The 24549-nt window shown below is 57.9% G+C and carries 18 protein-coding genes; 11 read left to right on the top strand and 7 right to left on the bottom strand.

Features of this window, described 5'->3' with window-relative positions; all coding sequences use genetic code 11:
• Window positions 1–77: 77 nt before the first annotated feature.
• From HY795_04240 to HY795_04190, 11 genes are all read left to right on the top strand, one after another.
• Window positions 78–842: an endo alpha-1,4 polygalactosaminidase gene (locus HY795_04240; GenBank protein MBI4804427.1), complete on the top strand. Its 765-nt coding sequence runs from the start codon at window positions 78–80 to the stop codon at window positions 840–842.
• 685 nt (window positions 843–1527) lie between these two features.
• On the top strand, window positions 1528–2961 hold the full coding sequence (locus HY795_04235; GenBank protein MBI4804426.1) for a hypothetical protein: 1434 nt from the start codon (window positions 1528–1530) through the stop codon (window positions 2959–2961).
• Window positions 2958–5870, top strand: a complete 2913-nt coding sequence (locus HY795_04230; GenBank protein ID MBI4804425.1) for a hypothetical protein — start codon at window positions 2958–2960, stop codon at window positions 5868–5870. The genes HY795_04235 and HY795_04230 overlap by 4 nt, the downstream gene beginning before the upstream one ends.
• 14 nt (window positions 5871–5884) lie before the next feature.
• Window positions 5885–7651 carry a tetratricopeptide repeat protein gene (locus tag HY795_04225; protein MBI4804424.1) on the top strand — a complete coding sequence of 589 codons (1767 nt, stop codon included), beginning with the start codon at window positions 5885–5887 and terminating at the stop codon, window positions 7649–7651.
• A complete protein-coding gene (locus tag HY795_04220) occupies window positions 7648–9057 on the top strand; it encodes a GAF domain-containing protein (GenBank protein ID MBI4804423.1) in 1410 nt (469 codons plus the stop codon). The genes HY795_04225 and HY795_04220 overlap by 4 nt, the downstream gene beginning before the upstream one ends.
• On the top strand, window positions 9035–10114 hold the full coding sequence (locus HY795_04215; protein ID MBI4804422.1) for a hypothetical protein: 1080 nt from the start codon (window positions 9035–9037) through the stop codon (window positions 10112–10114). The genes HY795_04220 and HY795_04215 overlap by 23 nt, the downstream gene beginning before the upstream one ends.
• A gap of 2 nt (window positions 10115–10116) precedes the next feature.
• Window positions 10117–11655, top strand: coding sequence for a GT4 family glycosyltransferase PelF (pelF, locus tag HY795_04210; GenBank protein MBI4804421.1), 1539 nt, complete (start codon window positions 10117–10119; stop codon window positions 11653–11655).
• On the top strand, window positions 11643–13010 hold the full coding sequence (gene pelG / locus HY795_04205) for an exopolysaccharide Pel transporter PelG (GenBank protein MBI4804420.1): 1368 nt from the start codon (window positions 11643–11645) through the stop codon (window positions 13008–13010). Before pelF ends, pelG begins: the two co-directional genes overlap by 13 nt.
• 176 nt (window positions 13011–13186) lie before the next feature.
• Window positions 13187–14074 carry a flagellin gene (locus HY795_04200; protein MBI4804419.1) on the top strand — a complete coding sequence of 296 codons (888 nt, stop codon included), beginning with the start codon at window positions 13187–13189 and terminating at the stop codon, window positions 14072–14074.
• Window positions 14075–14349: 275 nt separating this feature from the next.
• Window positions 14350–14742 carry a CBS domain-containing protein gene (locus tag HY795_04195; GenBank protein ID MBI4804418.1) on the top strand — a complete coding sequence of 131 codons (393 nt, stop codon included), beginning with the start codon at window positions 14350–14352 and terminating at the stop codon, window positions 14740–14742.
• A gap of 301 nt (window positions 14743–15043) precedes the next feature.
• On the top strand, window positions 15044–15394 hold the full coding sequence (locus HY795_04190) for a hypothetical protein (GenBank protein ID MBI4804417.1): 351 nt from the start codon (window positions 15044–15046) through the stop codon (window positions 15392–15394).
• Between the two features lie 369 nt (window positions 15395–15763).
• On the opposite strand, the gene HY795_04185 is transcribed toward HY795_04190, so the two are convergent.
• From HY795_04185 to HY795_04155, 7 genes are all read right to left on the bottom strand, one after another.
• Window positions 15764–16498, bottom strand: coding sequence for a tetratricopeptide repeat protein (locus tag HY795_04185; GenBank protein MBI4804416.1), 735 nt, complete (start codon window positions 16496–16498; stop codon window positions 15764–15766).
• Window positions 16499–16591: 93 nt separating this feature from the next.
• On the bottom strand, window positions 16592–19345 hold the full coding sequence (uvrA, locus tag HY795_04180; GenBank protein ID MBI4804415.1) for an excinuclease ABC subunit UvrA: 2754 nt from the start codon (window positions 19343–19345) through the stop codon (window positions 16592–16594).
• Window positions 19346–19410: 65 nt separating this feature from the next.
• Window positions 19411–20679, bottom strand: coding sequence for an Nramp family divalent metal transporter (locus HY795_04175; GenBank protein ID MBI4804414.1), 1269 nt, complete (start codon window positions 20677–20679; stop codon window positions 19411–19413).
• Window positions 20680–20733: 54 nt separating this feature from the next.
• On the bottom strand, window positions 20734–20973 hold the full coding sequence (locus HY795_04170) for a hypothetical protein (protein MBI4804413.1): 240 nt from the start codon (window positions 20971–20973) through the stop codon (window positions 20734–20736).
• Window positions 20974–20997: 24 nt separating this feature from the next.
• Window positions 20998–22095: a response regulator gene (locus HY795_04165; GenBank protein MBI4804412.1), complete on the bottom strand. Its 1098-nt coding sequence runs from the start codon at window positions 22093–22095 to the stop codon at window positions 20998–21000.
• 228 nt (window positions 22096–22323) lie between these two features.
• On the bottom strand, window positions 22324–23622 hold the full coding sequence (gene eno / locus HY795_04160; GenBank protein MBI4804411.1) for a phosphopyruvate hydratase: 1299 nt from the start codon (window positions 23620–23622) through the stop codon (window positions 22324–22326).
• A gap of 32 nt (window positions 23623–23654) precedes the next feature.
• Window positions 23655–24452 (bottom strand): type III pantothenate kinase, encoded by a 798-nt coding sequence (locus tag HY795_04155; GenBank protein ID MBI4804410.1) that lies wholly within the window; start codon window positions 24450–24452, stop codon window positions 23655–23657.
• Window positions 24453–24549: the final 97 nt, after the last annotated feature.

Here is a 24549-nt window from a genome sequence, read left to right as displayed (position 1 = left end):
AGGCTCGTATGGTCATGGCCATGGCTCTCTCTTTCCTGTTAGCGGCTTCCAGCTGTTGGGCCGCGGGATTGCCCCGCGTGGACAGCTGGGCGTGTTTTTATGGTTCCAAGGACAACCCCTCATTGACCCGATTCGATCTGGTGGTTTTGGAATCTGGCCATTTGGCTCCACCTGCCAAAAAAAGCGGAAAGCCGATTTCCCTGGGGTATATAAGCCTGGGCGAAGTCGACATGGATGGCCGCTACTGGGACAGCCTCAAGAGTGAGACCTTCCTGCAGGGCAAAAGCGAAGCATGGAATTCGAAACTGGTTGATATTCGCGCGCCCCAGTGGCGGGCTTTCGTCCTGGAACGGCTGGTTACTGATGTCCTTGCCAGGGGGTATGATGGCGTCTTTCTGGATACCCTGGACTCAAGCCTCTACCTTGAAGACCAGAAGCCCGATGAGTTCAGCGGAATGCGGCAGGCGGCACTGGATCTCGTGGGGGCTATCAGAGATAGATTCCCGGAAATCCCTATTTGTATCAACCGGGCGGCTCCATTGTGGCAGGAGTTGGCGCCGAAGGTTCAGTTTGTATTGGCTGAATGCCTCTATGGCGACTACGACTTCAAAAAGAAACGGTTCGTGCTGACCAGTAAACCCGACAGAGCCCAGTTGCTGGCCGCTGCGGCCATGGCCAGGAAGGCTAATCCGGAACTGACTTTACTCAGCCTGGATTACATTTCGCCCAAAGACCACTCAGGGATAAGGGCTGCCACGGCATTTTCCCGCAAGCACGGCTTCATCCCCTATGTCAGCACTCCCAAACTCGATACGGTCTCCACTCGTGCGCTCACGCATTAGCATTGTGGCCCTGGTCCTTTCTCTGAGCCTGGCAGCCGTGGCTCAGGCCGCACCGAAGGCTGCGGCCCCGTCCCAGCCTCAGGCCGCTGTGCAAACCGCACCTCAACCCATCGAGCGGCGGGTCGTAATACTGTATAATAGCGCCACCGGGCAGAGCGCCACGAACAATTTGGTTGGCCAGGGATATCAAACTGTTTTAAACTATTATGGATTACTACCGGAATATGTTGATATTTCTCAACGTCCATTGCCAGATGCTATTATTATGGATGGTGTCCGCGCAATTATCGTAGCTCTTAATTCATCTGCAGTTGAAGATGTAGTTCCTTATCTGCAATGGGTACTAAATAATGTTGATGATGGGAAACGACTTGTTATTGTAGGAGAATTGGGATCAAGCATAGACCGCTCAAATCAGGAGGCAAATAATCTACATTCTCAGATATATTCTCGTTTAGGGCTTAGATTTGTTGGGGACCTTCTAAGAGATCGTACTAAGTTACAATATGGAAGCATAAATAATGAAATTACTGGATTCGAGCGTTCCTATCCAGATACACCGCCAATGTATTCTTGCATTGTGCCTATAGGCAAAGAGACTGTCCCTATTGTTACAGTCTTGAAGAAAGATAATCCAAGTTCAGCAAGTTCCGTTGTGGCATTTTCATCAATTGGAGGGGTAGTATTGCCAGACTATGCATACTGGGAAGACCCCTTGTCATTTCAACACAAGTGGTACATCGACCCCTTTGCATTTCTCTCTAGAACTCTTGATATTAAGAATACGCCCATCCCGGACCCGACGACGTTAAACGGCCTGCGTGTCGCCTTCTCCCATGTTGATGCTGATGGTTTTTCCGGAACGAACCAGATCGACCGGAAGAAGGTCTGCGCCGAAATCATGCGGGATGCAATTTTCAAGACCATCGACTTCCCCATTTCCTACTCCGTGATTCAGGCGGAGATAGACCCGGCGGTGCAAGGTTCCGAGCACCTCATGAACGTGGCCCGTTCGATCATGGAACTCGACAACATTGAGCCCGCTTCACACACCTTCTCTCATCCTTTTTTCTGGGATCCGGAGAGTTCGCAAAAGGACCGTTACGACGACCGCTTCGCTTTCGATATTCCGGGATACAAGTTCGACGCCTTCAAAGAGATCGTAAACTCCGTGGAATTCGTCACGGACGAACTGTGCCCGGATGGAAAGTCCTGCCGCCTGCTCTTCTGGAGCGGTGCCTGCGACCCTCTGGCCGAGCACCAGCAAATGGCAAATGAGAACGGAATACTGGCCATCAACGGAGGAGACACCCTCTGGGACCCAGCCCACGATTCCCTCTTCGGCGTGGCCCCCCTCATCCGGCCGTTGAGACCCGGCCTGAATCAGATCCATATCGGACAGGCAAACGACAACATACTTACCAACCTTTGGCGCGGCCCTTTCAACGGTTACCGGAACATTATCGAAACCATGAAACGCACCGGGTCCCCCCGTCGTTTGAAACCCATAGACATCTACTATCACACCTTCACCGCGGAAAAGGTCGCGGGCATCGAAGCTCTGAAGGAGGTTTACGCCTGGGTCCTTTCCCAACCCATTGCCCCGGTCTGGACTTCCTTCTGGATACGTTCCGTCATGGATTGGACGAATGTCCGCGTGAGCCAGGCCGGGCCAGGCTCTTATCTGGTGGAAAACTATGGCGCTTGCCTGAGCGTCCGGCTGGAGAAGGAATCCCCGGAGCCGGACCTCTCAAAATGTGAGAATGTCCTGGGTTTCGATGTCCAGCCCGAAGGTATGTACGTTCACCTAGCACCAGAGGCCACAAGGGCCCGATTGGTTCTGAGCAAACCTGGGGACACGCTCAAGCAGACACCGTATCTTAAAACCGCCAGTGGCATCGTGCGCAGCTTCAAGGCGGCCACAGGCGTTATTCAGGCGAAACTCGAGTTCGCGAAGTCTCAAGGCCGCATAAGCATCGGGGGCCTTCGTCCCGGGGCGCGGCTTCAGGCTGAAGGCGTTGCCGTGGGTGGAAAACGGCTTTGGTTGGTTGCCGATGAGCGCGGCATTGGCGACCTTTCGGGCCTCTCCTCGGGAGAGCTGGAGATCAGACTGCAATGATTCTGTCTCCGTGGAAGAGGCTGCTCTTTTTCCTGGGATTTGTGGGCCTTCTCTATTTTCTCTATCCGACGAACACTGAAATGGTGCTTCTGCATCTGCAGAGCGACGATCCCATTCAAGGGAAACGGTTCATGGAGCAGGCCCTGATCAAAGACCCGGAGGATTTCGATTTATTGGTTTTCTCCGGGGAGCTCCACTGGGCCCATGATCAGGTGGACGCGGCGATTTCCGATTTGGCCAAGGCGGTTTCAATAAAGCCCAACAATCTGCGGGCGCTCATTCTGCAGGCTACCTATCTGGAGTGGGCCATGCGCCTTGATGACGCGCTGGCCGCTTGGGAAAGAGTTGAAATTCGCGATCCCGGCAGGCCGGGAGTGGCCATGAAGATCGCCAGCATCGCCAAGTACTTGGACCGCTCTGACTTGGCGGGTTTTTGGTCGGCCAAATGGCTTGCCCAAGAACGGACGATCCCCAAGCGGCTGGCCGGTAACCCCCTGATGAAACCGTGGATCAACGGGCTCGCGTCGTTAGCCAGAGACAGGCTTGCCGCCGCAGAAGGCACTCGGGAGAACGTTGTTTCCACCCTGCAAGACGATCTGCTCTATTTCATGTCGGCCAACCTGTTCAAAATTCTCAACAGTAATGAGGATCTCCCGCCACCCAATTCCGAAACGCTCTACATGGAGTACGTCAAATCTGGCTTCGAGGGCGAGGCCTTGGCCTTGGCTCTGGCCCTGGACGGAAATGGCCTGGCTTTGACCGAACGCTTCAAGCTGCTCACGGTCCTGGACCTTGCCGGCCTGAGCGACCGCGTCCCGCCGGTGATGCTTGAGATGGCCAAGAAGGCGCCGGATCAGGAAAACGCGCTTCTGGCTTTTTTGGAATTGGGAGAGCAGCAGGGCGATCTGGACACAAAGACGCTTGTGCTTGAACGCCTTGCCAGCGTGAATCCCAGGCAGGAACGGTACAAAACCGAGTTGATCGGCCTGTATGTTGAGAGCGGCAACTATGACCGCATCGCCGAATTGATGGACAGGTTGGCCTGGTTCACCGGCGAGGGCGTCCGGTTCGTGAGGCAGGTCATGGCCGCGGCCTTCGTCTCCAACGACGAACCTTTCATGCAGAAAGTGTCCAACGAGGCGGAGAAGGTCAATAATCCCGCCCCCGATATCTTGTCAGCCAGGGTGCGTTTGGCCATTGCCTTGCACGACCTGAACAAGGTCTCGGAAATATACAAGGTTCTTTACGAGTTTTCTCCAGCGGAGGCTCCTGAGCTCTTGAAGAGCCTGCTCAGTGAGAACCGCGACTTCAACCCCGAGGCAATGGCCGAGGCCCTTACCGTGGCGCTGTCCTTGAGTCCCCAGGATGTGACGCTTCTTCGCCTGGCGGCTCGCAACGCCATGGCCAGAGGGCGCCCCGATCAGGCCGTAGGTCTCTTCCGGCGCACCCTTGTTCTCACCCACAACTATGAAGAGTTTGCGCAGCTTGTGGCCGCAGCGCGCGAGTCGTCCAATCCGAAAGGCATGGCCGAAGACGCATTGGATTTGGGCCTTAAATACGTGGGAGAGACCCCTCAGACGCTGGATTTAGCTACAGATGTTTATCTGGAAATCGACAAGCCCGTCCTCGCCTATCAGACCGCGCGCCGGGCGGCGGAGCTATCCCCCGATCCTGCGCATGTCTCTCGGATGATCGAGCTGGCCCAGTCCTCGGGCCGCTCCGAAGACGCGCGAGAAGCCGTGAAGCTGGCTCGTGCGCTCCTGCCCAATGATCCGGCTCTTGCACGACAGGCCGTTGAACTTGCAATGGGCAACAGCGATCTGGTCCAGGCCGAACAAGAGGCGATCAGGCTGCTCAAACTCGAGCCGGGCAATACCTGGGGGATGCGGCAACTGGCCGACATATACTCCTGGACAAACCGGTACTCCCAAGCAGCCGGTATGCTCGCAAGGCTGGCCGCAGCCGGCCATGCCAGCACGGCTGATCTTTTGCAATTGGCCGCTCTCAAAGAATCCGCTGGGGAGGGACTCGCTGCCCTGGAAATGCTGCGGGATATTCTGAAGCAAGACCCGAATAACCGTGAGGTGGCGGCCCAGGCCATCAACTACGCCCTGTGGAACAACCGTCCGAAGATAGCCGCCGAACTCTCGGAAAAGCTCGCCGGCAAGCCGGGCGGAGAAAAGTACCAGCTTCAGGCGGGAACCGCCTGGTTGGCGGCCGGTGAAGCCACCAGGGCGCTTCCGTGGCTTGAGAAGGCCAGGGCGTCCGGGCAGGGAGGTGTGGAGGCACTGAGGCTTCTTGCCCAGGCCTATCAGTCTCTCAACAGGCAAAGAAGCACGCAGGAAATTCTTTTCGAGTTGGAGCGTCGTGCCTCGCTAACCCCAGAGGACAACATCGCCCTCGCTCAGGCGCATGCGGCGTTGCGGCAATGGCCGCAAGTTCTCGGCCGTCTCGATCAGGTGGCCAAGCTGGGCAAGCTTGACCTGGAAGGCCAACTCCTCTTCTGTCAGGCGCTGGACAACACGTCCAGGAAGAATGAGGCTACACCCTTGCTCGAATCTCTCGCGCAGCGGTGCGCGTCTTCCCCTGCGGATCTAATTCGTGTTGGCGAGATTGCCTACCAGGGAGGGCGTCTCGATCTTGCCAGGGACATCTTCAGGCAGGCCGTGAAGGACCAACCCCAGAACCCGCAAGCTCTGAGGGGCCTGGCCACGGTTCTTTCCGACAAGGGAAAGCGCCACGATGCAGCCAGGCTCATGGATTCCCACAACAAAATCAATCCGCAGGATGCGGATTCGCGCATACAGTCCGGCGAGCTGGAAACGGCTCTGGGCAACGAGGCAAAGGCCCACGCCAACTACATGAAGGCGTTGAAGCTGTTGCGGCAACCATCTCGGGCTGTGAATTAGGCGGGCCAATCGCAATGAAATGCATACAAACAGCGATATTTCCCGCAATCGGGCTGCGGCTGCTCCTGGCTCTCGGGTTTGGGACCGCCATGGCATTTTCCTTCGGTCTGGCGAACGCCCAAGTGGGGGCGGGCGTGAGCGATCCGACTGCCAGAATGCCCTCCCAGATGCCCGGGGCAAATCCAGCCGTGTCGATCCCAAAGCCAAAAGAACAACCTCTGCCTGAAATAGCCGAAGACGCTCCTCTGCGTCAGAAAAAACTCAGCGAAGCCCTGGTTCTCTCTCGTTTGGGCCGGCACGGCGAGGCCAGGAAATTATACCTCCAGCTGGCCTCGGACTATCCGGGCGACCAGGAAATAATAATAGCTCTCTGCGAACTTCTTGTGGACCAGCGTGAACTGGACTCCGCGCTTGCATGGATGGAGAAAGCCGGTCAACCGGATTCTCGCCTGATGCGTCTCAAGGCCAGAATCTACATGGAGGCCCGCATGCCTGGGCGGGCCCTGCCGATACTCAAGTCGCTTTCGGAGGCGTCCCCCAACGATGCCGCTCTCCACATCGACCTGGCTTCCGCATACTCCGAGTCAGGGGACCCTGTCCTGGCCATCAAGGAAGCCAAGCGTGCCGTCAGCCTCGAACCGGACAACAGGGAATTCGTCCGTTACGCCCAGGAGATCGAGAGATCCCGCAATCCCAAGGTGAGCACGTCCTACCAGCGATACACCCAGGGACAGGGCACGCTCATTAGCACCGCGAGCACAGAAGGCCAGACCCCTCTTGGGGGAAGGTTCTCCTTGAAAGTCGGGTACAACCGCATCTTTGTTGGCAAGAACAACTACGGGCAGAGCGCAACGTCAGTTATCGTCACTGACAGAGTCAGCCAGACCCAGACCTTCACCGAAACCTTTACCGACACCGACCCTGAAACGGGCCAGACCACCACGTTCACGCAGACTGGACAATTCACCGATGTCACCGAGGTGCAGAGGCTGGCCGGGATAACCATTCAGGGAGGCTCCCCCCCCATCGCGGTTGATATGGATTACTATCGTACCTCGGTTTTATGGCAGGGGCCCGGAGGATGGGAACTCGAGGGTGGGGTGGGCTATTTCAACAGCGGCGGAGGGCAGTTCGGGCAGTTCGCGACGGTGCGCTACACTCCCTGGGCCGGTTCCAGGCTTACGGTCCAGGCTGAACGCAACTCCCCCTGGTACGATCCGCCCGAAGCGGCGCCACGCCAAGGTTCTTACGATACGGCTAAAATCAACCTGGATACAACCTTCCAGGACCGCTGGGGCATGGTCCTGGAGTTCCAGGGAACCCAGTACAAACTCTACGACGCTGTGCCCTACGCCAACCGCCTGGCCATGACCGCGTCCATCTCCCGAAAGATATTCAGCGTTCCCAATACCTGGCTGGCCTACACATTCGCTCCTGCCAAGGCTCACTACCTCACGCAACCTCAGAACGTTCAGGTCTCCGCCGACACCATAGTGGTAGGAACGCGTCCGGTAGCGCTTCAACTGAACGAAGCCATCCATCAGTTGTCCCTCAACAGTGTCTGGCAACCGCGCAACTGGATACAGTTGGGATTCTACGGAGGAATCGGCCGCGATCTCTACCGTACCCATCCCTACTATTTTCTTGCTCCGGCCCTCGTCATCCGTCCGAGTGAAAACATCGAGTGGGAAACCCGGGGGGAATACCGCAGTGAGACGCGGCTCATCCGGGATGATGCCCCCAGCACGCTTTTATATACCGGCCTCAAGGTGACAATGTGAACCAGACATCCATGACCGTACACCCCCCAAGCCAGGGGCTTTCGGTCAGACGCAGCTACATGATCGAGACCCTCATAGGTCTCGGGGCGCTCGCGTTGCTGAACTTTTTCGTTTTCAGGGATACGCCAGCCTTCAATACTGTTTCCCCGCATCCGTATTTTCTGGTGCTTCTCCCCATAGCGTCGCGTTATGGCTTCAAGGCCGGCCTTTTCGCGGCAGGGGCTTGCTCGCTTTTGTACTTGGCGTTGCTGCTCCCCACCAGGCCGGATTTGTCGCCAATTGACATGCGCTCCTGGGAATACTGGGGCCCGCCGCTTCTCTTTTTCGCCGTGGGGCTCGTGCTTGGTGAGATTCGGGAGAGCCGGGAGCGCGAGGTCAGCCTTATGAGTTTGGAGCGTGACGAACTCAAGCATACCCTGGATTCGCTCACCAAACAGTATCAGGCTTTGAGCCAGGCCAAAGAAACCCTGGATATGTCGGTCATCACCCAGGAGCAGACTCTCTCCATGTTGTATGAGTCTTCCCAAGGTCTGCGGGCCATGACCGAAGACGAGATCTATCCGGCGGTTCTTGATCTCATGGAGCGGTATTCCGGAACGGAAGCTGCGTCGGTCTATCTTCTCGACGGGCCGGATCTGGTTCTCAAGGAGTCTCGGGGCGAAAACGCGAAAAGACCCCAGGTCAGGCCCGCCCATAAGGGACTTGCCGGCCAGGCGATACACGGCAAGCAGACCACGTCGGTCAATGCGAATCCTCCAGGAAATGGAGATGGTGAGCCATTCGTCGCAGTGGCCCCGATCATGGACGGAATGCAGCCCGTGGGTGTGCTGGCCATTGAGAAAATACCGTTCCACAAGCTCACTCCGCACACCTTGCGTGTGCTCACCTTGCTGGCGGATTGGTGCGGTTCGAGCCTGGCGACAGCAAAAACATTTTCCGAAACCAAGAGTCTGCTCATCGAGGATGAAATCACTAGCGCGTACACGTATTCCTTTCTCAAGGAACGGCTTGAGGAGGAGTTTTCCCGGGCCAGGCGCTACAACCTGCCTTTGTCGCTCATCGTGCTCCAGGTCGAGGACTTTGGATTCTACGAACAAGAGAAGGGGCAGGAAATCCTCAGGCTGTCATGCTCGCTTTTGCGGACCCTCTTGCGCAAGATAGACATGTTGTTCCTTGGTGAGAACGCCGGGCAACTGATCCTTCTTCTTCCCTGCACTCCTGCTGAAGGTGCCAGGATAGTCAGCCGCAAGCTCATGGAACAACTGGAGGCCTTCCGCTACACCAAGGCGGAAGGCTCTATGGCCCCGGCGGCATTTCAAATCTCGGTTCAGGAATCCGGAGAATCGACAGCCAATGGAATGGCTCTCTTAGAGCAGGCTTTGGATGCCCTCCACCACACATCCTGATACCTCGCGTCAGGTGACCAAGGGCTTGCTCTCCAGCCTACGCGTCCTTTGGCCTGGCATCGCCCTGGAATCGGCCGCCTCAGTGCTGCTTGCCTTCTGGCTGGGTGCTGGGGAGCCATGGGGCATGGCCGGGATAGTCATCCATTTAGCCGCTGCATGGTCCATCTGGAAGGCCAGGCCCGATAAGCCGGAAGGTTGTGATCCCAGAACCGAGGCCCGGCGGTATGTCTTCACCCTGGCAGCGTTGATAGTTGCCTTTTTTCCCGTGGTGGGCCTGGTCGGGTTCGCGACGGCAATGTCAATAAAGGCCCGCTCTCGCCGAAAGGGGCTGGTGGAGATTCTGTCCGGCGAAATGCACTCCACGTGCAAAAAGCTGGGTATTGAACGGGTAGAGGATCTTGAGGATTTCCTGAAAAAGGAATCCAGCGTGGAGCCCATCCGGGAGATACTGCAGGGATCGGACGCCGGGCTCAAACGCGGCGCCATAAGTTTCCTTGGTGGAATGCACTCCCCGTTGTGCGTGGAACTTCTGAAGGAATCGCTTTCCGATACAAGCTCGGAAGTCCGTTTCTACGCCCACGCCGCCATGACAAAAATCGACGACGCCTTCTCCCAGGACATCAAAAACGCTGAAGCGGCGCTGGATGAACATGACGGTTCAAGCTTTTCCGCGCTCGGCGTAGCCTGCATGCGTTATGCGGATTCTGGACTTGTGGAAGAAGTGATGCGCGCACAGTTTCTGGAAAAGGCGGTCTCGGCATTCTCACACGCGGTGGCACTGTCTCCGGACGACGCCATGCTGAAGGTCCGGCTTGGCTCCTTGTACCTGGAAATTGGGGAGTACGCGAAGGCACGCGAGTGTTTCGAGAACGTGGCTGAGGGGGGCCCAGGCTTCGTGGAAGCGGCGCTCGGTCTGTGCAAGATTTTCTACGACATGCGTGACTTCGACAGCCTCTATCTTCTGCGCAGGAAGCTCAGCATGGCTGACTGTGCGGACTGTGATCCTGCCAAGAAAATTGCGTACAACTTTTGGAGCCATTCCAAGGGGGCGTCGTGAGCATTCCCACTCCGGAAGCCGACGTCTGCCTTCTCTTGGAAGGAACATACCCATATGTGGCCGGCGGGGTCTCGGGATGGGTCCACAACCTCGTCAGGGCATTGCCGGATATCCGGTTTTCCGCGGTATGCATCCTGCCGGATTCCACGCAGGAGTGGCCGCTCAAGTACGAGCTGCCTTCCAACTTCGTCGGCCATGAGGTCATCTACCTGCACGACCGGGAACCTGTGCGGCGGTCCTACCTTTTCCCCCGGTTAAGACCCCTGGACGAGCCGCTCAGGCGCATGCATGGGGACCTTCTTCGAAAGGATGCTTCCGGGGTCGCCGCGATTCTCAGAACATTGATGGTCGCCACGGCCAACGGCAAGGCGGCGGGGCTTCACGAGTACCTCCACGGAAGGGTTCCCTGGAAGATGGTCAATGAATTCTACAGCGAAGGAGCCAAGGATTCTTCCTTCCTGGACTACTTCTGGACATACCGTTTCACGCATTTGCCTCTGTTCAAATTGTTGCGGTTCACTCCGCCCAGGGCAAAAGTCTATCATGCGGTATCCACGGGGTACGCCGGGTTCCTGGGGGTGATGGCCAGGCTCATATATCGCCGCCCGCTCATCCTGACGGAGCACGGTATCTACGTGAAGGAGCGCAAGATCGAAATCGCTCAGGCGGATTGGATCCACATGGAGACCCGGACGCGCCTTCGCCTGGAGAGCGACCTGGGCGTTTTCCAGAAATTTTGGATCAGGCTGTTCGAGTCCTTGGGGCGGCTGACCTACGGTGCCTGCGAACGCATCATCAGTCTGTACGAGGGGAACCGCCAACTCGAGATCGAGGAGGGCGCCGACCCGGAAAAGACCGAAGTGATACCAAATGGCATCAACCTGGAACATTTTCAGGGGCTAAAGCCCGAGACCTATCCTTCTTTCGACCAGACACATTTCAATGTGGGGTTTGTCGGACGAGTGGTACCCATCAAGGACGTGCACACCTTCATTCGCGCGTGCAAGATTGTTTCCATGCGCATTCCCGGCAAGGTCTCCTTCTTCATCATGGGGCCCCGCACCGAAGACGCGCAATACTACGAGGAGTGCCGGGAGCTGGTGAGCATGCTCGGGCTGGAAGCGGAAGTGACCTTCACCGGCCGCGTGAATGTCCGTGAGTGGTATCCTAAGCTCGATCTGGTGGTTCTCACCTCGATAAGTGAAGCCCAACCCTTGGTGGTCATGGAGGCAAACTGCGCGGGTATTCCGGCGGTTTCCTCGGATGTCGGCTCATGCCGGGAATTGCTGGAGGGACGCACCCAGGAGGACAAGGCTCTCGGTCCCTCGGGTATAGTCACCAAGGTGGCCAACCCTCTTGAAACCGCGGAAGCCATGATCGCCATCCTCACAAAGCATGAGTTGCGCTCGGCCATGGTTAAGGCCGGGCGGGAACGGATTGCCCGCTATTACACGGAGTCGGAGTTGAACGCCACGTACAGGGGAATATACCAAAAGGCCGCGGCGAGTCCGGATCTGCCGGAGGATCCATGGCGGGCATAGGCTTCGAACTGCGCAAAATGCTCGCCAAGCGCACCTTTCTTGGCGAGCTTGGGGCCCTGTTTTACGCAGCGATGCTTTCATCCGGCCCTTGGCTGGCGAGCATCCTGTGCCTGTCGCTTCTGTCGGTGTACGCATCCATGCAACTTTCTCTCAAGGATGCGGAGATATTCCGGACCCTCTGTGTCTACACCTATGGAGCGAGCCTGGTCCTCGTGGGTTCCGGGCAGCTTGTGGTCACCCGCTATCTGGCGGACCAGCATTACATCGGCCGCCATGAGGTGACCATGGCCTCTTTCCTGACCTATTCCGTGGTGACCCTGGTCCCGGCTCTTGTGGTCGGGTTCTGTGCGTACGCAACCCTGGACGTGAGCGCTGCGTGCAGTTTCTGGGGAGTGCTCCTCCTGCTTTCGGTATGCATGGTCTGGATCACCATGATCTATATCGGCGCCATACGGGACTACCAAGCGGTGGTGTTCTCGTTTTTCGGCGGATGCGCGGTCGGTGTGGTGGCTGCGACCATGCTTGGTTCATATTTCGGTTATACCGGGTATCTGGCTGGATTCACGCTTGGGCAATGCATCATTTTCATGTCGCTTGTCTCCAGGATGCTCACCGAGTTCGAGGAAACAGGCTGCTGGGATTGGGGCACACTGGGGTATTTCCCCAAGATGTGGATCATGGCCCTTGTTGGCATATTCTACAATGCGGCCATTTGGATCGATAAGGTCATTTTCTGGAACGCCCCGGATTCGCGCATGATCATTGGCTGGCTCAGGGTGCACGATTTATATGACAGCCCGATGTTCTTTTCTTATCTGACCATCGTGCCCAGCATGGCCATTTTCCTTTTGCGGGTGGAGACGAGTTTTCATGAACGCATCCACTCCTATTATGCCCATGTCACTGGCAAGGGCTCCATGAGCCAGATTCTGGCCCAGAAAAAGCTGCTTGTGGATGATCTGCGGGTGAACCTGCGCTACCTGTTTGTCGTACAGTCTGCTATCACCGGTTGCTGCATCGCGTTCGCTCCAGCTCTTGTCGAAACGCTCAAACTGTTCCCGGTGCAGTCGACCATCATGCGTGTGGCCCTGGCGGGGACTTTCATTCAAGCGCTGTTGGCGGTGACAGTCGTGGTGCTTTTTTATTTCGACCGCAGAAAGAGCGTTCTGCTGACCACCTTTGTCTATTTTGTGAGCATGGCCCTGTTCACCTGGCTATCCACCCGCCTTGGGTATCAATTCTACGGTTACGGATATGCCGCATCGAACCTGGTGAGTCTGGCCGTTGCCTACCAACTGCTGGAGAGAGCGCTGAGGGATTTGGAGTATGTGACATTCTCCCGCGAACCGGTCTGATCGAGCAATCCGTCAACAAGCATTTACGATTTCCTGGGCGAATCATGTTTTATTGCCCGCTGCCCTAAACTCTTCCCTCTTGCTTCCGATAAGAACTCCGGAAGGGCTGGTTTATTCTTTTCAAGTCCTTGTCCGTTTTCCGCTTACTCACGTCGAGCATCCAGGGAGGGAGAGCTATGGCGCTTCTCATTAATCATAGTCCCATGGCAATGAGCAGTGCCTTGTATCTTTCCGATGCCTACGACAGCCTCGCGGTTTCGACCCAGCGTCTCGCCTCCGGGCTTCGTATCAACAGCGCCGGCGATGATCCGGCCGGGCTCGCGGTGCGCGAGCTGATGCGGGCCGAAATTGCCTCATTGTCCCAGGGAGTCCGCAACGCCAACGACGCCGTCTCCATGCTCCAGACAGCGGACGGAGCCATGAGCGTCATTGACGAGAAGCTCATCCGGATGAAGGAGCTATCCACCCAGGCGTCCACCGGGACATACACCTCCGACCAGCGTCTGATAATCGATTCCGAATATCAGGCAATGGCCTCTGAAATCACCAGGATAGCCACGGCCACGGACTTCAATGGAATCTATCTGCTCAACGGGAACCTCTCAGGGGCGACGCACAATGGCGCGGCACTGCAATCCTCGGGAAAAATGAAAATACACTTCGGATCAAGCAACATAGCCGCCGAGGATTACTATTACGTCCAGATTGGTCTCTCCACGGCCTCCGCGCTTGGGGTGGGCATGACTGCCTCCAGCACCTATGGCAAAACGATTTCCACCCAGAGTCTGGCTCAGCAGGCCCTGGATCAGATAAACAAGGCCATAGTCTCCAAGGATAAGATCCGGGCCAACCTGGGAACTTTGCAGAACCGGCTTCAGAACACCATCCAGGCCTTGGAGCTTCAAGAGGAAAACCTCCAGATCGCTGAAGCGCAGATCTCCGATCTGGATCTCGCAAAGGAGATGGCCAATTTCGTGCGTGGACAGATTCTCGCCCAGTCCGCGACAGCCATGCTTTCCCAGGCCAATATCCTTCCGCGTCTGGCATTGCAGCTTCTCATGTAAAGGCGGGCTACAGTCGCGAGTTTGGTCCTCCTGGAGTTTGGCTTGCAGCGACTCTCTGCTGGGCGATAGTCTGCGGGTGGCGCGCTGAGAGTTTTTGAAACCCCTCCCTCGATTCTTTTTTTGGCCACGGCTGCATGCCGTGGCCTTTTCATTCCCCGGACGAACACTGCCTCCCTCGGAGAAAAACGAACTCCTACTAAAAGGGTTTCGTTGACATAACTCCGTGTTGCTCATAGAGAAATACTAACTGTGAATTTTTTAACAAGGAGGCAGCGGTGAAAGTCAAAGACGCAATGTCCACCAGGATCATGTACGTGAAAAAGGATGCCACGGCCGGCCAGGCCATGAGGCTGATGGCGGAAAACAACATGCGCCGCTTGATGGTGGACAAGGACGCATCGGGCGGCGACTACGGCGCAGTGACTGTGCGCGACATGATCCAGAAAGTGATCGCCGCCGGACTCGACCCGGGCAAGGTCAAGGTCGCGGACGTCATGAACGTGGCCCTGTACTCGGTTAAATCCAGCGACGACCTGCTGACGGTGGCAAAGACCATGGGCGAAAAGAACGTGGCCGGTCTTCCGGTTATCGATGACGGGAAGCTGGTTGGCGTGATCACCATGTGGGATATCATGATCGCCAAGGGCGTTCACTGCAAGGTGTCCTAATTCGCCAGGGCAGGCGAATGGACTGATTGCCATGAGTTCTCTCTGGCCTCGTGGGCGTGGCTCGGGAGAACGAAAGAGCGCCGTGGCGAAGACACGGCCGAGGATGATCCGGATAGCTAACGGGCAGTAAGCTTTTCCGGATGGCAGGACTGAAAGCGTATTTGTATCTGTTGGCGGGGTCAGAGTCTGGTGGGACTCTCTGGTCCATTTGGGGGTTGCGCCCCTCCTTCAACCTGGCGTCCTTCGGGCTGCATGACGGTTTGTCCGGCATTGCCGCGAAGACCCAGACACTGGAGACAGTATGTCCACTAAGAAAACATACAAGAACGACGGGCTGGTGAAACCGCTTGAGACGTTTTCCGCCAAAGCTGTCTACGGAAGCACGTTCTGCAAGCGCCCGATTTCCGTACAGATTCTTGTGCATGACGGAGTCCTTTCGGAGATAGGCGGGGATGTGAAGTGCTCATATAGCCGTCAGTGCCTAGGCACCTTGATCTCGATAGTGAAAGGTATGGACGTGGATTCGGCCTGGGAGTTTTCCGGAGAGGATCTGAAACAGAATCTGGAATACATTGACCCCCAGTCCGACTGCGACACCTATGTCGTGGCTGCACTGCGTCTGGCGCTGCGCAACTTCGAGAAGGGAGTGTAGAGAGTTTCCCCGGACTACGTTGGCCAGGCAATGCCTGGGGCATTCGCATGATGCCCGGTGCTGACCGGGGACACATCAGAGCGGAACGGATGGTCGCGAGACTGTCTGATCAAGAGAGTTCACTGGTGTGGGGCGCAGTCCTGGACTGCGCCCCACGCTTGTTTGAATCCCTAGAGGGGCCCTTGTTTCGATACTCTTCCGGGGCTATCTCGTGTTGCGCGATTCCCAAGAGCTCAACATATTTAGAAAATAAAGTTCAGCGGTATCGTGCATTACCTGCGGGAGCAGTATGAACGTATGTGGCAAACGCCACGTCAGGAAGAGAGGAGTATGGGGCCGCGTTTCGTTTGGCGCGATGGCGGAACGGTCCTATTGCACAGTCATTTTTTCGCAATAGCTGATGAATTTGCGGGCTTCGACGAAATCCGGATTGAGAGTGGTGGCCATGTTCAGGATGTCCAAGCATTTGTCTATCTCGCCCTTGTCGAAGTGCACACGAGCCAGGTTGAAATAGATGTGCTCGTCGTCCTTGCGGATCTCAAGGGCTTTGTTGAAAAAGGCGATGGATTCTTCCAGATATCCCTGTTTCCTCAAATTGACGCCGAAGCTGTTGAGCTTTTGCCGGTATTCCAAGGAAAAAGAGTCGTCCATGCCCATGAGCACCGTGAGCACCTTGCGCAGCTTCTGAAAGTCCTTCTTCTCCGTGTACACGTCTCCCAATCCGTAGTTGGCCGGGACGCTCATCTCGTCGATCATGAGTGCCTTGAGAAAGGCCTTTTCCGCATCGTCGAGCAACCCCATGGAGAAGAACTTCTCGCCCTGGTCGATTTTTGATTTTAGGGTTTTCAAGGCCGGGACGGTGTTGGCCTCGTAATACCGCGGTTCCGGGGTGTAGGCGCGCAGAAATTCGTCCAGCACGCTCTGCTTTTTGATGCCGGAGGGAACATGGTAGACGTTTAGAGGCTGCAGTTCTACCACGGTATGGTCGAGCTGCCGGGCGTACCAGTAGGTCAACTGGGCGTGTTTGGTCTGGGTGGAGCCGGAGCCCAACTCCTCGTTTTGCCGTAGGGAAAAAACGCCAAGTATTGCCGGATACTCACTCATGATCGTAAAATATCTGTTTTGATTTTTCAGCGCAAGGAAGGGAAACGAGAAAATAGCTCACCGGGAAAACCGATCGAGTGTGTGGGCGTGCTTCTATGGGGTAAGGAACCGCCCGGTGATCGATTCAGGGTCGGCCATGATCTCCTCGGGGGTGCCCCGGGACACTATTCGCCCGCCGTATTCGCCGCCGCCGGGTCCGAGATCAATCACGTAATCCGAGGACAGTATCACGTCCGTATTGTGCTCGATGACCACCACCGAGGCGCCTCTTGCAACCAGTTGATGCAGCACCTGGATCAGCTTGCCCACCTCGTGCATGTGCAGGCCCGTGGTGGGCTCGTCCAGGATGTAGAGGGTTCCGGGGAGGCTGCGCTTGCCAAGTTCCCGTGAGATCTTGATGCGCTGGGCCTCACCCCCGGAAAGGGTGGTGGCCGGCTGCCCCAGGCGGACATACTCCAGCCCGACTTGCTCCAGTATCTCCAAACGCCGGGCCAGGGCCGGGAAATTCTCGAAGAGGCGCCTGGCATCCAGCACCGGCAGGTCCAGCACCTCCGCGATGTTGAGCCCCCTGTAGCGGACCTCCAGAGTCTCGCGGTTGTAGCGCTTGCCCCCGCAGACTTCGCAGGTGACGTGGATGTCCGGCAGAAAGTGCATCTCCACCGTGATCACCCCGTCTCCCTGGCAGGCCTCGCACCTGCCGCCGCGCACGTTGAAGCTGAAGCGGCCGGGCTTGTAGCCGCGCTTTTTCGCGTCGGCCGTGGCTGCGAAAATATTGCGTATCTCGTCGAAGACCTTGGTGTAGGTGGCCGGGTTTGACCTTGGGGTGCGGCCGATGGGCGCCTGGTCGATGGACACGATCTTCTCGATGCGTCCGGCCCCGTCGATGCCGTCTATAACGCCAGGCAGGTCCACCTTGATGCCCTGGGACAGAGCCAAGTGCTTGTACAGGGTATCCACCACCAGAGAGCTCTTGCCTGAGCCTGATGGACCGGTGACGCAGGTCAGGCAGCCCAGGGGAATGGCCACGTCCAGGTTCTTCAGGTTGTTGGTGCGGGCGCCCTTGAGCACCAGGTGGCCCTGGGCCGCGCGACGGGTCTCGGGATAGGGGATGGACAGATCTCCGCGCAGGTATTTGCCTGTGAGGGTGTCAGCTTCGAGCAGACTGCGCACGTCTCCCTGATGCACGATCTCGCCCCCCAGAAGGCCCGAGCCGGGGCCCAGCTCGATCACGTGGTCGGCGCTTTCGATTGTGGCCTCATCGTGCTCCACAACCAGCACGGTGTTGCCGCGCCTTTGCAGCATGCGCAGCGTGCTCAAGAGACGCTCGTTGTCCTTTGGGTGCAGGCCGATGCTCGGTTCGTCAAGAACGTAGGTGACTCCCACAAGGCCAGAGCCCAACTGCCCGGCCAGCCTGATGCGCTGGGCTTCGCCCCCCGAGAGGGTGGACATGTTCCGGCCCAGGCTCAAATAGTCCAGGCCGACATTGGAGAGAAAGTTGAGCCTGTGGTGGAGTTCCTTCACCAGAGGTTCGGCGATGAGCTGCCGCGCCCCCAGGAAGCGCCGCGCCCCAAGCCAGGCGAGGGAACGCTCGATGGGCAGGGAGCAGAATTCAAAGATGTTCAGCTCATCCACGCGTACGGCCAGGGATTCGGGCTTGAGTCTGGCCCCGTTGCAGGACGGGCAGGGCCGGTTCTGCCTGAAGCGCGAGAGCTCGTCTCGCCAGATGGAACCCATAGCCTGGCCCAGGTCCATGAGGGCGGTCACTCCCTTCCAGCCGATGTCGGGATCGCCGTCAAACAGGGCGCTCCATGCGGAAGGTGAAAATTCCTTGAGGGGTGTACCCAGATCGAAGCCGTGGCGTTTTCCCAATCCGGCCAACTGGTCCCGGTAGCGGGCGAACACCCGTTCGTTCTTCCAGGGCAGGATGGCCCCGCCGGAAAGCGAGAGCCCCTTGTTGGGGGCCAGAAGGTCCGGTTCGAAGTATTCCACGCTGCCAAGCCCCGCGCAGGTGGGGCATGCCCCCTGGGGGCTGTTGAAGGAAAAGAGCTGCGGCGTGGGCGGGGGGACGCTTATCTTGCAGGTTGGGCAGACGGAGGTTGTGGAGAAAAACCGATCATTTTTCTTCTCCACGTCATGAACGATGAGCCGCTCGGTGCCCTGGGCCAGGGCCAGTTCCACGGAATCGGCCAATCGCTTGCGGATGTCCGGCTTGGCCACCAGCCGGTCCACCACCAGTTCCAGGGTGTGGCGCTTGTTCTTGTCCAGTTCCGGCAGAGGCTCCAGGTTCACAACGTCGCCGTTCACTCGCACCCTGGCGAAGCCCTGGGCCTTGAGCTTTTTGAGCTTCTCGGCCTGGGACCCCTTCTGGTGCTCGACCAGAGGGGAAAGCACCAGGAACTTGGCGCCCTCGGGCAGTTCCAGGATCTCATCCACGATCTGGTCCGTTGTCTGGGCTGCGATGGGCAGGCCGCACTTGGGGCAGTGGGGCTTGCCCAGGCGGGCAAAGAACACGCGCAGAAAATCGTATATCTCCGTGACCGTGCCCACGGTTGACCGCGGGTTTCGCGTAGCGGACTGCTGCTCGAGGGAAATGGCCGGAGACAACCCTTCGATCTTGTCCACCTGGGGCTTGTCCATCTGGGGCAGAAACTGGCGCGCGTAGGCGGACAGGGACTCCACGTAGCGGCGCTGGCCTTCGGCGTACACGATGTCGAAAGCCAGGGTGGACTTGCCCGAGCCGGACGGGCCGCAAACCACCACCAGCTGGTCGCGAGGGATGTCTAAGGATATGTTCTTGAGGTTGTGCTGGCGCGCCCCCTCGATGCGGATGACTCTCTTGTCGCTCATGGATGCTCCGGGAATGTGCTGGAAAGGGGCAGATAATCCTTGAGCGGGAAAAAGCAAGCTTTGGCTCAACTCCCCAGAGTGTCCACCAGAAGCAGGATGTTCAGAGCGATCACCACGGCTGCAATGATCCCGAGTATGATCACGGTGGATTTTTTGTTGGCCCACTTGCCCATCACTTTCTTGGAGGAAGTCAAATAAAGTTGCAGCACGATGGTGAACGGCAGCTGGATGGAAAGCACGATCTGGGAAACTATGAGCCCCTTGAAGGGGTCAGGGATGACCAAGATGATAAGGTAGGCCACGAAAAGGGTTATCCCCACTCCGACTTTGGTGTGGATGTCGTGGATGTTGTAGGGCTCCTTGAATATGCCGGCGAATATGGCTCCTCCGGCCATGCCCGCCGTGACTGAGGATGCCACCCCGGCGAACAGGAGCGCCAGGGCGAAGACCACTGCGGCGGACCTGCCCACCAGGGGCGAGAGCAGGTTCTGGGCCTGTTCGAGTTCGGTGACTTCCACCCCTCCAGAATAAAAGGCAGAAGCGGCAAGAAGAATCATGGAGGAGTTGATGGCCCAGCCGATGATCATGGACACCAGCGTGTCCGTGAATTCGTACTTGAGCTGGTGGTGTATGATGTCGTCGTTGTCCAGGTTCCATTGGCGGCTCTGGATGATTTCCGAGTGCAGAAACAGGTTGTGGGGCATGACCACCGCACCAAGAACGCTCATGATGATGGGGATGGACCCCGCCGGGAATGCGGGAACAACCCAGCCAGACACGGCCTGACCCCAGTCGATATGGACCATGGACAATTCGAACACGAAAGATATGCCAATGAGCGAGACAAACCCGATGATGTATTTCTCAATACGGCGGTAGGTGTTGGCGAAGAGCATCCAGCTCACCACGGCCAGGCAGAGGAGGGCGCCCAGCCAGAGGGGCATGCCGAACAACATGTGCAGGGCGATTGCCCCGCCAAGAAGCTCGGCCAGGGCCGTGGATATAGAGGCCAGAACGGCCGTTCCCAGCACGAAGCGGGACGCGGCTGGGGGCAGATGATGTGCCGCTCCTTCCGAGAGGCACAGCCCGGTGGCGATGCCCAGGTGTGCGGCATTGTGCTGCAGAACGATGAGCATCAACGTGGAGAGGCTCACCATCCACAAAAGCTTGTACCCGAAGCCCGCGCCAGCGGCCACGTTGGCGGCCCAGTTGCCTGGATCGATGAAGCCCACTGTAACCAAAAGGCCTGGGCCTATGTACTTCCATATCTCCAACGCCATGAAGCGGGGCGTGTGCCGCTCCGCCAGGCCTGTGAGGCTCTTGAAAAAAAACATGGTGAACCTTGGGGAGGGGGACGCCAGCAAGGGAGTCCCCCCCGGGAACGTGGGCTATTTGCGGATGCCGTCCATATACTCGGCCGTGGCCTTGGAGACGATGTCGTAGAAGCTGGCTTCTTTCTTTCCGGCTTTGAGTTCTTCCTCGGCCTTTTTTGCCCGGTTCGCGGCTTCTTCGAAGGCTTGTGCGTCGAGCCCGCTCATCTCCAAGGCTTCCTCCTTGGAAATCTGCCCAAGCTGGGCGAACACTGCGGCGGTAACCCCCAACACCTTGCGAACGTTTTCCTTGGCCATGGAAACTCCTCCTTACGTAGTACGCTAGTCTTGGAATTTCCTTTGTATATTCAGGAACTCTTCATGATTGTCCAGAAAAAGAGCGAAAATTTCAGGGTCGAAATGGGGTCCGCGAGCCTGTTCTTCACGCATGATGCCGATCGCTTTCTTGTTCGAGTAGGCTTTTTTGTAGGGCCTGGGCGTGGTCAGGGCGTCGAACACGTCGGCCACGGCGCAAATGCGTCCGAACAAGGGGATCTCTTTCCCTGAGAGTCCTTCAGGGTAACCGGTCCCGTCGAAGCGTTCATGGTGGGAGTAGGCGATTACCTGGGCCACCTGCAGAAGCTCCGAGTCGGAGTCTTTGAGAATATCCCGGCCTATGGCGCAATGCCCCTTCATAACTGCCCATTCCATGGGGGTGAGCTTGCCGGGTTTTAAGAGAATCGAATCCGGTATTCCCATCTTGCCGACGTCGTGCATGGGGCTCGCCTGGCGGAGTACTTCCACGTCGTACTCGGGAAGACCAAGCTTCGCTGCCAGCAGGGCCGAATACTCGCTCATGCGCCGTATGTGGCTGGCGGTGTTGCTGTCCTTGTGCTCCGCAGCGGCGGACAGACGAAAGATGGTTTCGCGCTGGGAGGATTGAATGGACAGCTGCATCTGCTGGAGGTTTTCCAGGGCCAGACGCAGGGCCTGGGTGCGTTCGTCCACCATTTCCTCAAGCTTGGCCTGGTAGAGCTTGAGTTCGTCCTGGGACTGTTTCACGCGCAGGAGCGACTCCATGCGCACTCTGAGTTCCGTCTTGTCGATGGGTTTGGCTATGAAATCGCTGGCACCGGCTTCCACAGCGGCCAGGCGCTCCTCGCGTCCGCTCAACGCCGTGACCATGATGACAGGCAGATCCTTGAAGGACGGCGTAAGGCGTATACGCCGCAGGACATCGAATCCGTCCATTGCGGGCATGAGGACGTCGAGCAGGACCAAGTCGATGCTTTCGTCGAGTACTTCGAACACCTTGGCTCCTGACTGGACGAGCACCGGTTCATAGCCAAAATCGCGAAGAAAAGCCGCCAGAACTCGGAGATTCAATATCTCATCGTCGGCAACGAGAATGCGGTGGGAGGATGACGCTCCGCTGCCCATATAAAAATCCCTATAATTTTATTGAGAATTAACAGAAAGGAAAGGTTTGTACAAGATATAGTTCGTGTATGGTGTTGTAATTGTTCCTGATCAGATGCATAGGCAAATATTGTCAGTTTGGTTGTCTTGGAATGCAAAGGGGGAGCCGAAGCTCCCCCTGGAAAACACTGCCGTGGCTTCCCGCATCGGCTGTCGCGGGCCGAAAGCGGGAAGGGGCGGGTGTCGGGATTATTCCTCTTCTTCCTCGAACCACTGGGCGGCCATCACCGGGCCGTAGTACAGAGCCTCGTCCTCCAGTTCCTCTTCGATGCGCAGAAGCTGGTTGTACTTGGCCAGGCGGTCCGACCGGCAGAGCGATCCGGTCTTGATCTGGCCGGAGTTCACGGCCACGGCCAGGTCGGCGATGAAGGAATCCTCGGTTTCGCCGGAGCGGTGCGAGACCACAGTGGTGTAGGCCGCCTGCTTGGCCATCTCGATGCAGTCCAGGGTCTCGGTGACAGTACCGATCTGGTTCAGCTTGATCAGGATAGAGTTGGCCACGCCCTGGTTGATGCCGTCGGCCAGGATGTCCGGGTTGGTGACGAACACATCGTCGCCGACCAGCTGGATGGTGTCGCCCAGCTTGTCGGTGATTTCCTTCCAACCATCCCAATCGCCTTCGGCCAGGCCGTCTTCAATGGAGATGAGCGGGTACTTCTTGGTGAGCCCGATGTAGTAATCCACCAGCTCAGTGGAGGAGAACACGCGCTTCTCGCCCGAGAAGGCGTATTTGCCGTCCTTGAAGAACTCGGAGGCTGCGGCGTCGATGGCCAGGGCTATCTCGGGTCCCGGCTTGTACCCGGCGGCCTCGATGGCCTTGATGATGTACTCGAAGGCCTCGTCGTGGCTCTTCAGGTTGGGGGCGAAACCGCCTTCGTCGCCCACGGAGGTCACGTGGCCGTCTTTGGCCAGGATTTTCTTCAAGGCGTGGAAGGTTTCAGAACCCATGCGCAGGGCGTCTGCGAAGGTGTCGGCTCCGATGGGCACGATCATGAATTCCTGGATATCCAGGTTGTTGGGGGCGTGCGCGCCGCCGTTAATGATGTTCATGAGCGGCACGGGCAGTACCTTGGCGTTCACGCCGCCCAGGTAGTTGTAGAGGGGCAGACCCAGGAAGTTGGCCGCGGCGCGGGCGTTGGCCATGGAGACGCCAAGAATGGCGTTGGCGCCCAGGCGGCCCTTGTTCTCGGTGCCGTCCAGCTCGATCATGAGGTTGTCCAGCGCGGTCTGGCGCAGGGACTCCATGCCCACCACCGCCTCGGCGATTTCGCCCTGCACGTTCTCCACTGCGCGGCTTACGCCCTTGCCGCCGTAACGGTCTTCTTCTCCGTCGCGCAGTTCGAGGGCTTCGCGGGTGCCGGTGGAGGCGCCCGAGGGCACCGCGGCCCGGCCCACGGCACCGGAGTCCAGGGTCACTTCCACCTCGATGGTGGGATTGCCGCGCGAGTCGAGGATTTCACGTGCCCAGACAGCAGCGATGGTGCTCATGATGGATTCTCCTTAAGGATGTTCGTTTTGGATTATGATGGGCGGCGAGGTTTACGCGCCGCTGCACCTTCATACACAAGACGCAGGCCTTCGAGAAGAAGTTCGGGCCTGACGTTTGCGATTGCCGGGCAAACACGTGCCAATTGCGGGGCGAAACCGCCCGTGGCCACCACGGTGATGGGCTCTCCCAGGTGATTCTCCAGCCGGTCAAGGATTCCTTCCACGAGAGATGCGAATCCGAACAACAGCCCCTGGTTCAAGCTTTCCACGGTAGACCGCCCGATGGAGAGCTTCAGGGACTCAGGTTCAAGGTCGATCTGCGGGAGCTTGGCTGTGTCCTGGGCCAAGGCCCTGGCCGAGGAAAGCACGCCGGGGCAGATGAGCCCGCCCAGGTAGCTGGTGCCGCGCACCACATCGAACGTTGTGGCCGTGCCGAAGTCCACGCTCACCACACAGTGGGAGGTGGCCGCGTGCCTGGCCGCGTATGCGGCCACCAGCCGGTCCGCGCCCACCTGCTCGGGGCGTTCGTAAAGGTTTTCCAGGGGCACGGGGATGTCTTCGGGAACGAAGCTCGGAGGCTGGCCCAGGAAGCGGTTGCAGGCCTGGCGCAGCATGGGATTCACCGGCGGCACCACGCTTACGGCCAGGATGTCATAAAGCTGGCCAGGGTCGAGGCCCTCCCTGGCGAGCAGGGCGGCCAGGTCCATGCCCAACTGGTCGGCCGTGCTGGAGCGCGGTGTGGGCAACACATAGGAGGACAGGCCGGACTGCTTGCCGTGGATGCCTATCTTGATGTTGGTGTTGCCGATGTCGAAAAGCAGAAGGGCCATTTCATTCCTCGGGCGCGAAGCGCCGGGACATTTTGCATGGAAGTATAGTCTACCATTACTAGCCTATTTTCGCGGACTTGAAAAGGTGATAGCCTAG

Origin of the sequence: Desulfovibrio sp., from assembly GCA_016208105.1 — a bacterium.
Taxonomy (GTDB): Bacteria; Desulfobacterota; Desulfovibrionia; order Desulfovibrionales; family Desulfovibrionaceae; genus Fundidesulfovibrio.
The sequence above is the reverse complement of the archived record's forward strand: the minus strand, read 5'-3'. Positions and strand labels throughout refer to the sequence as shown.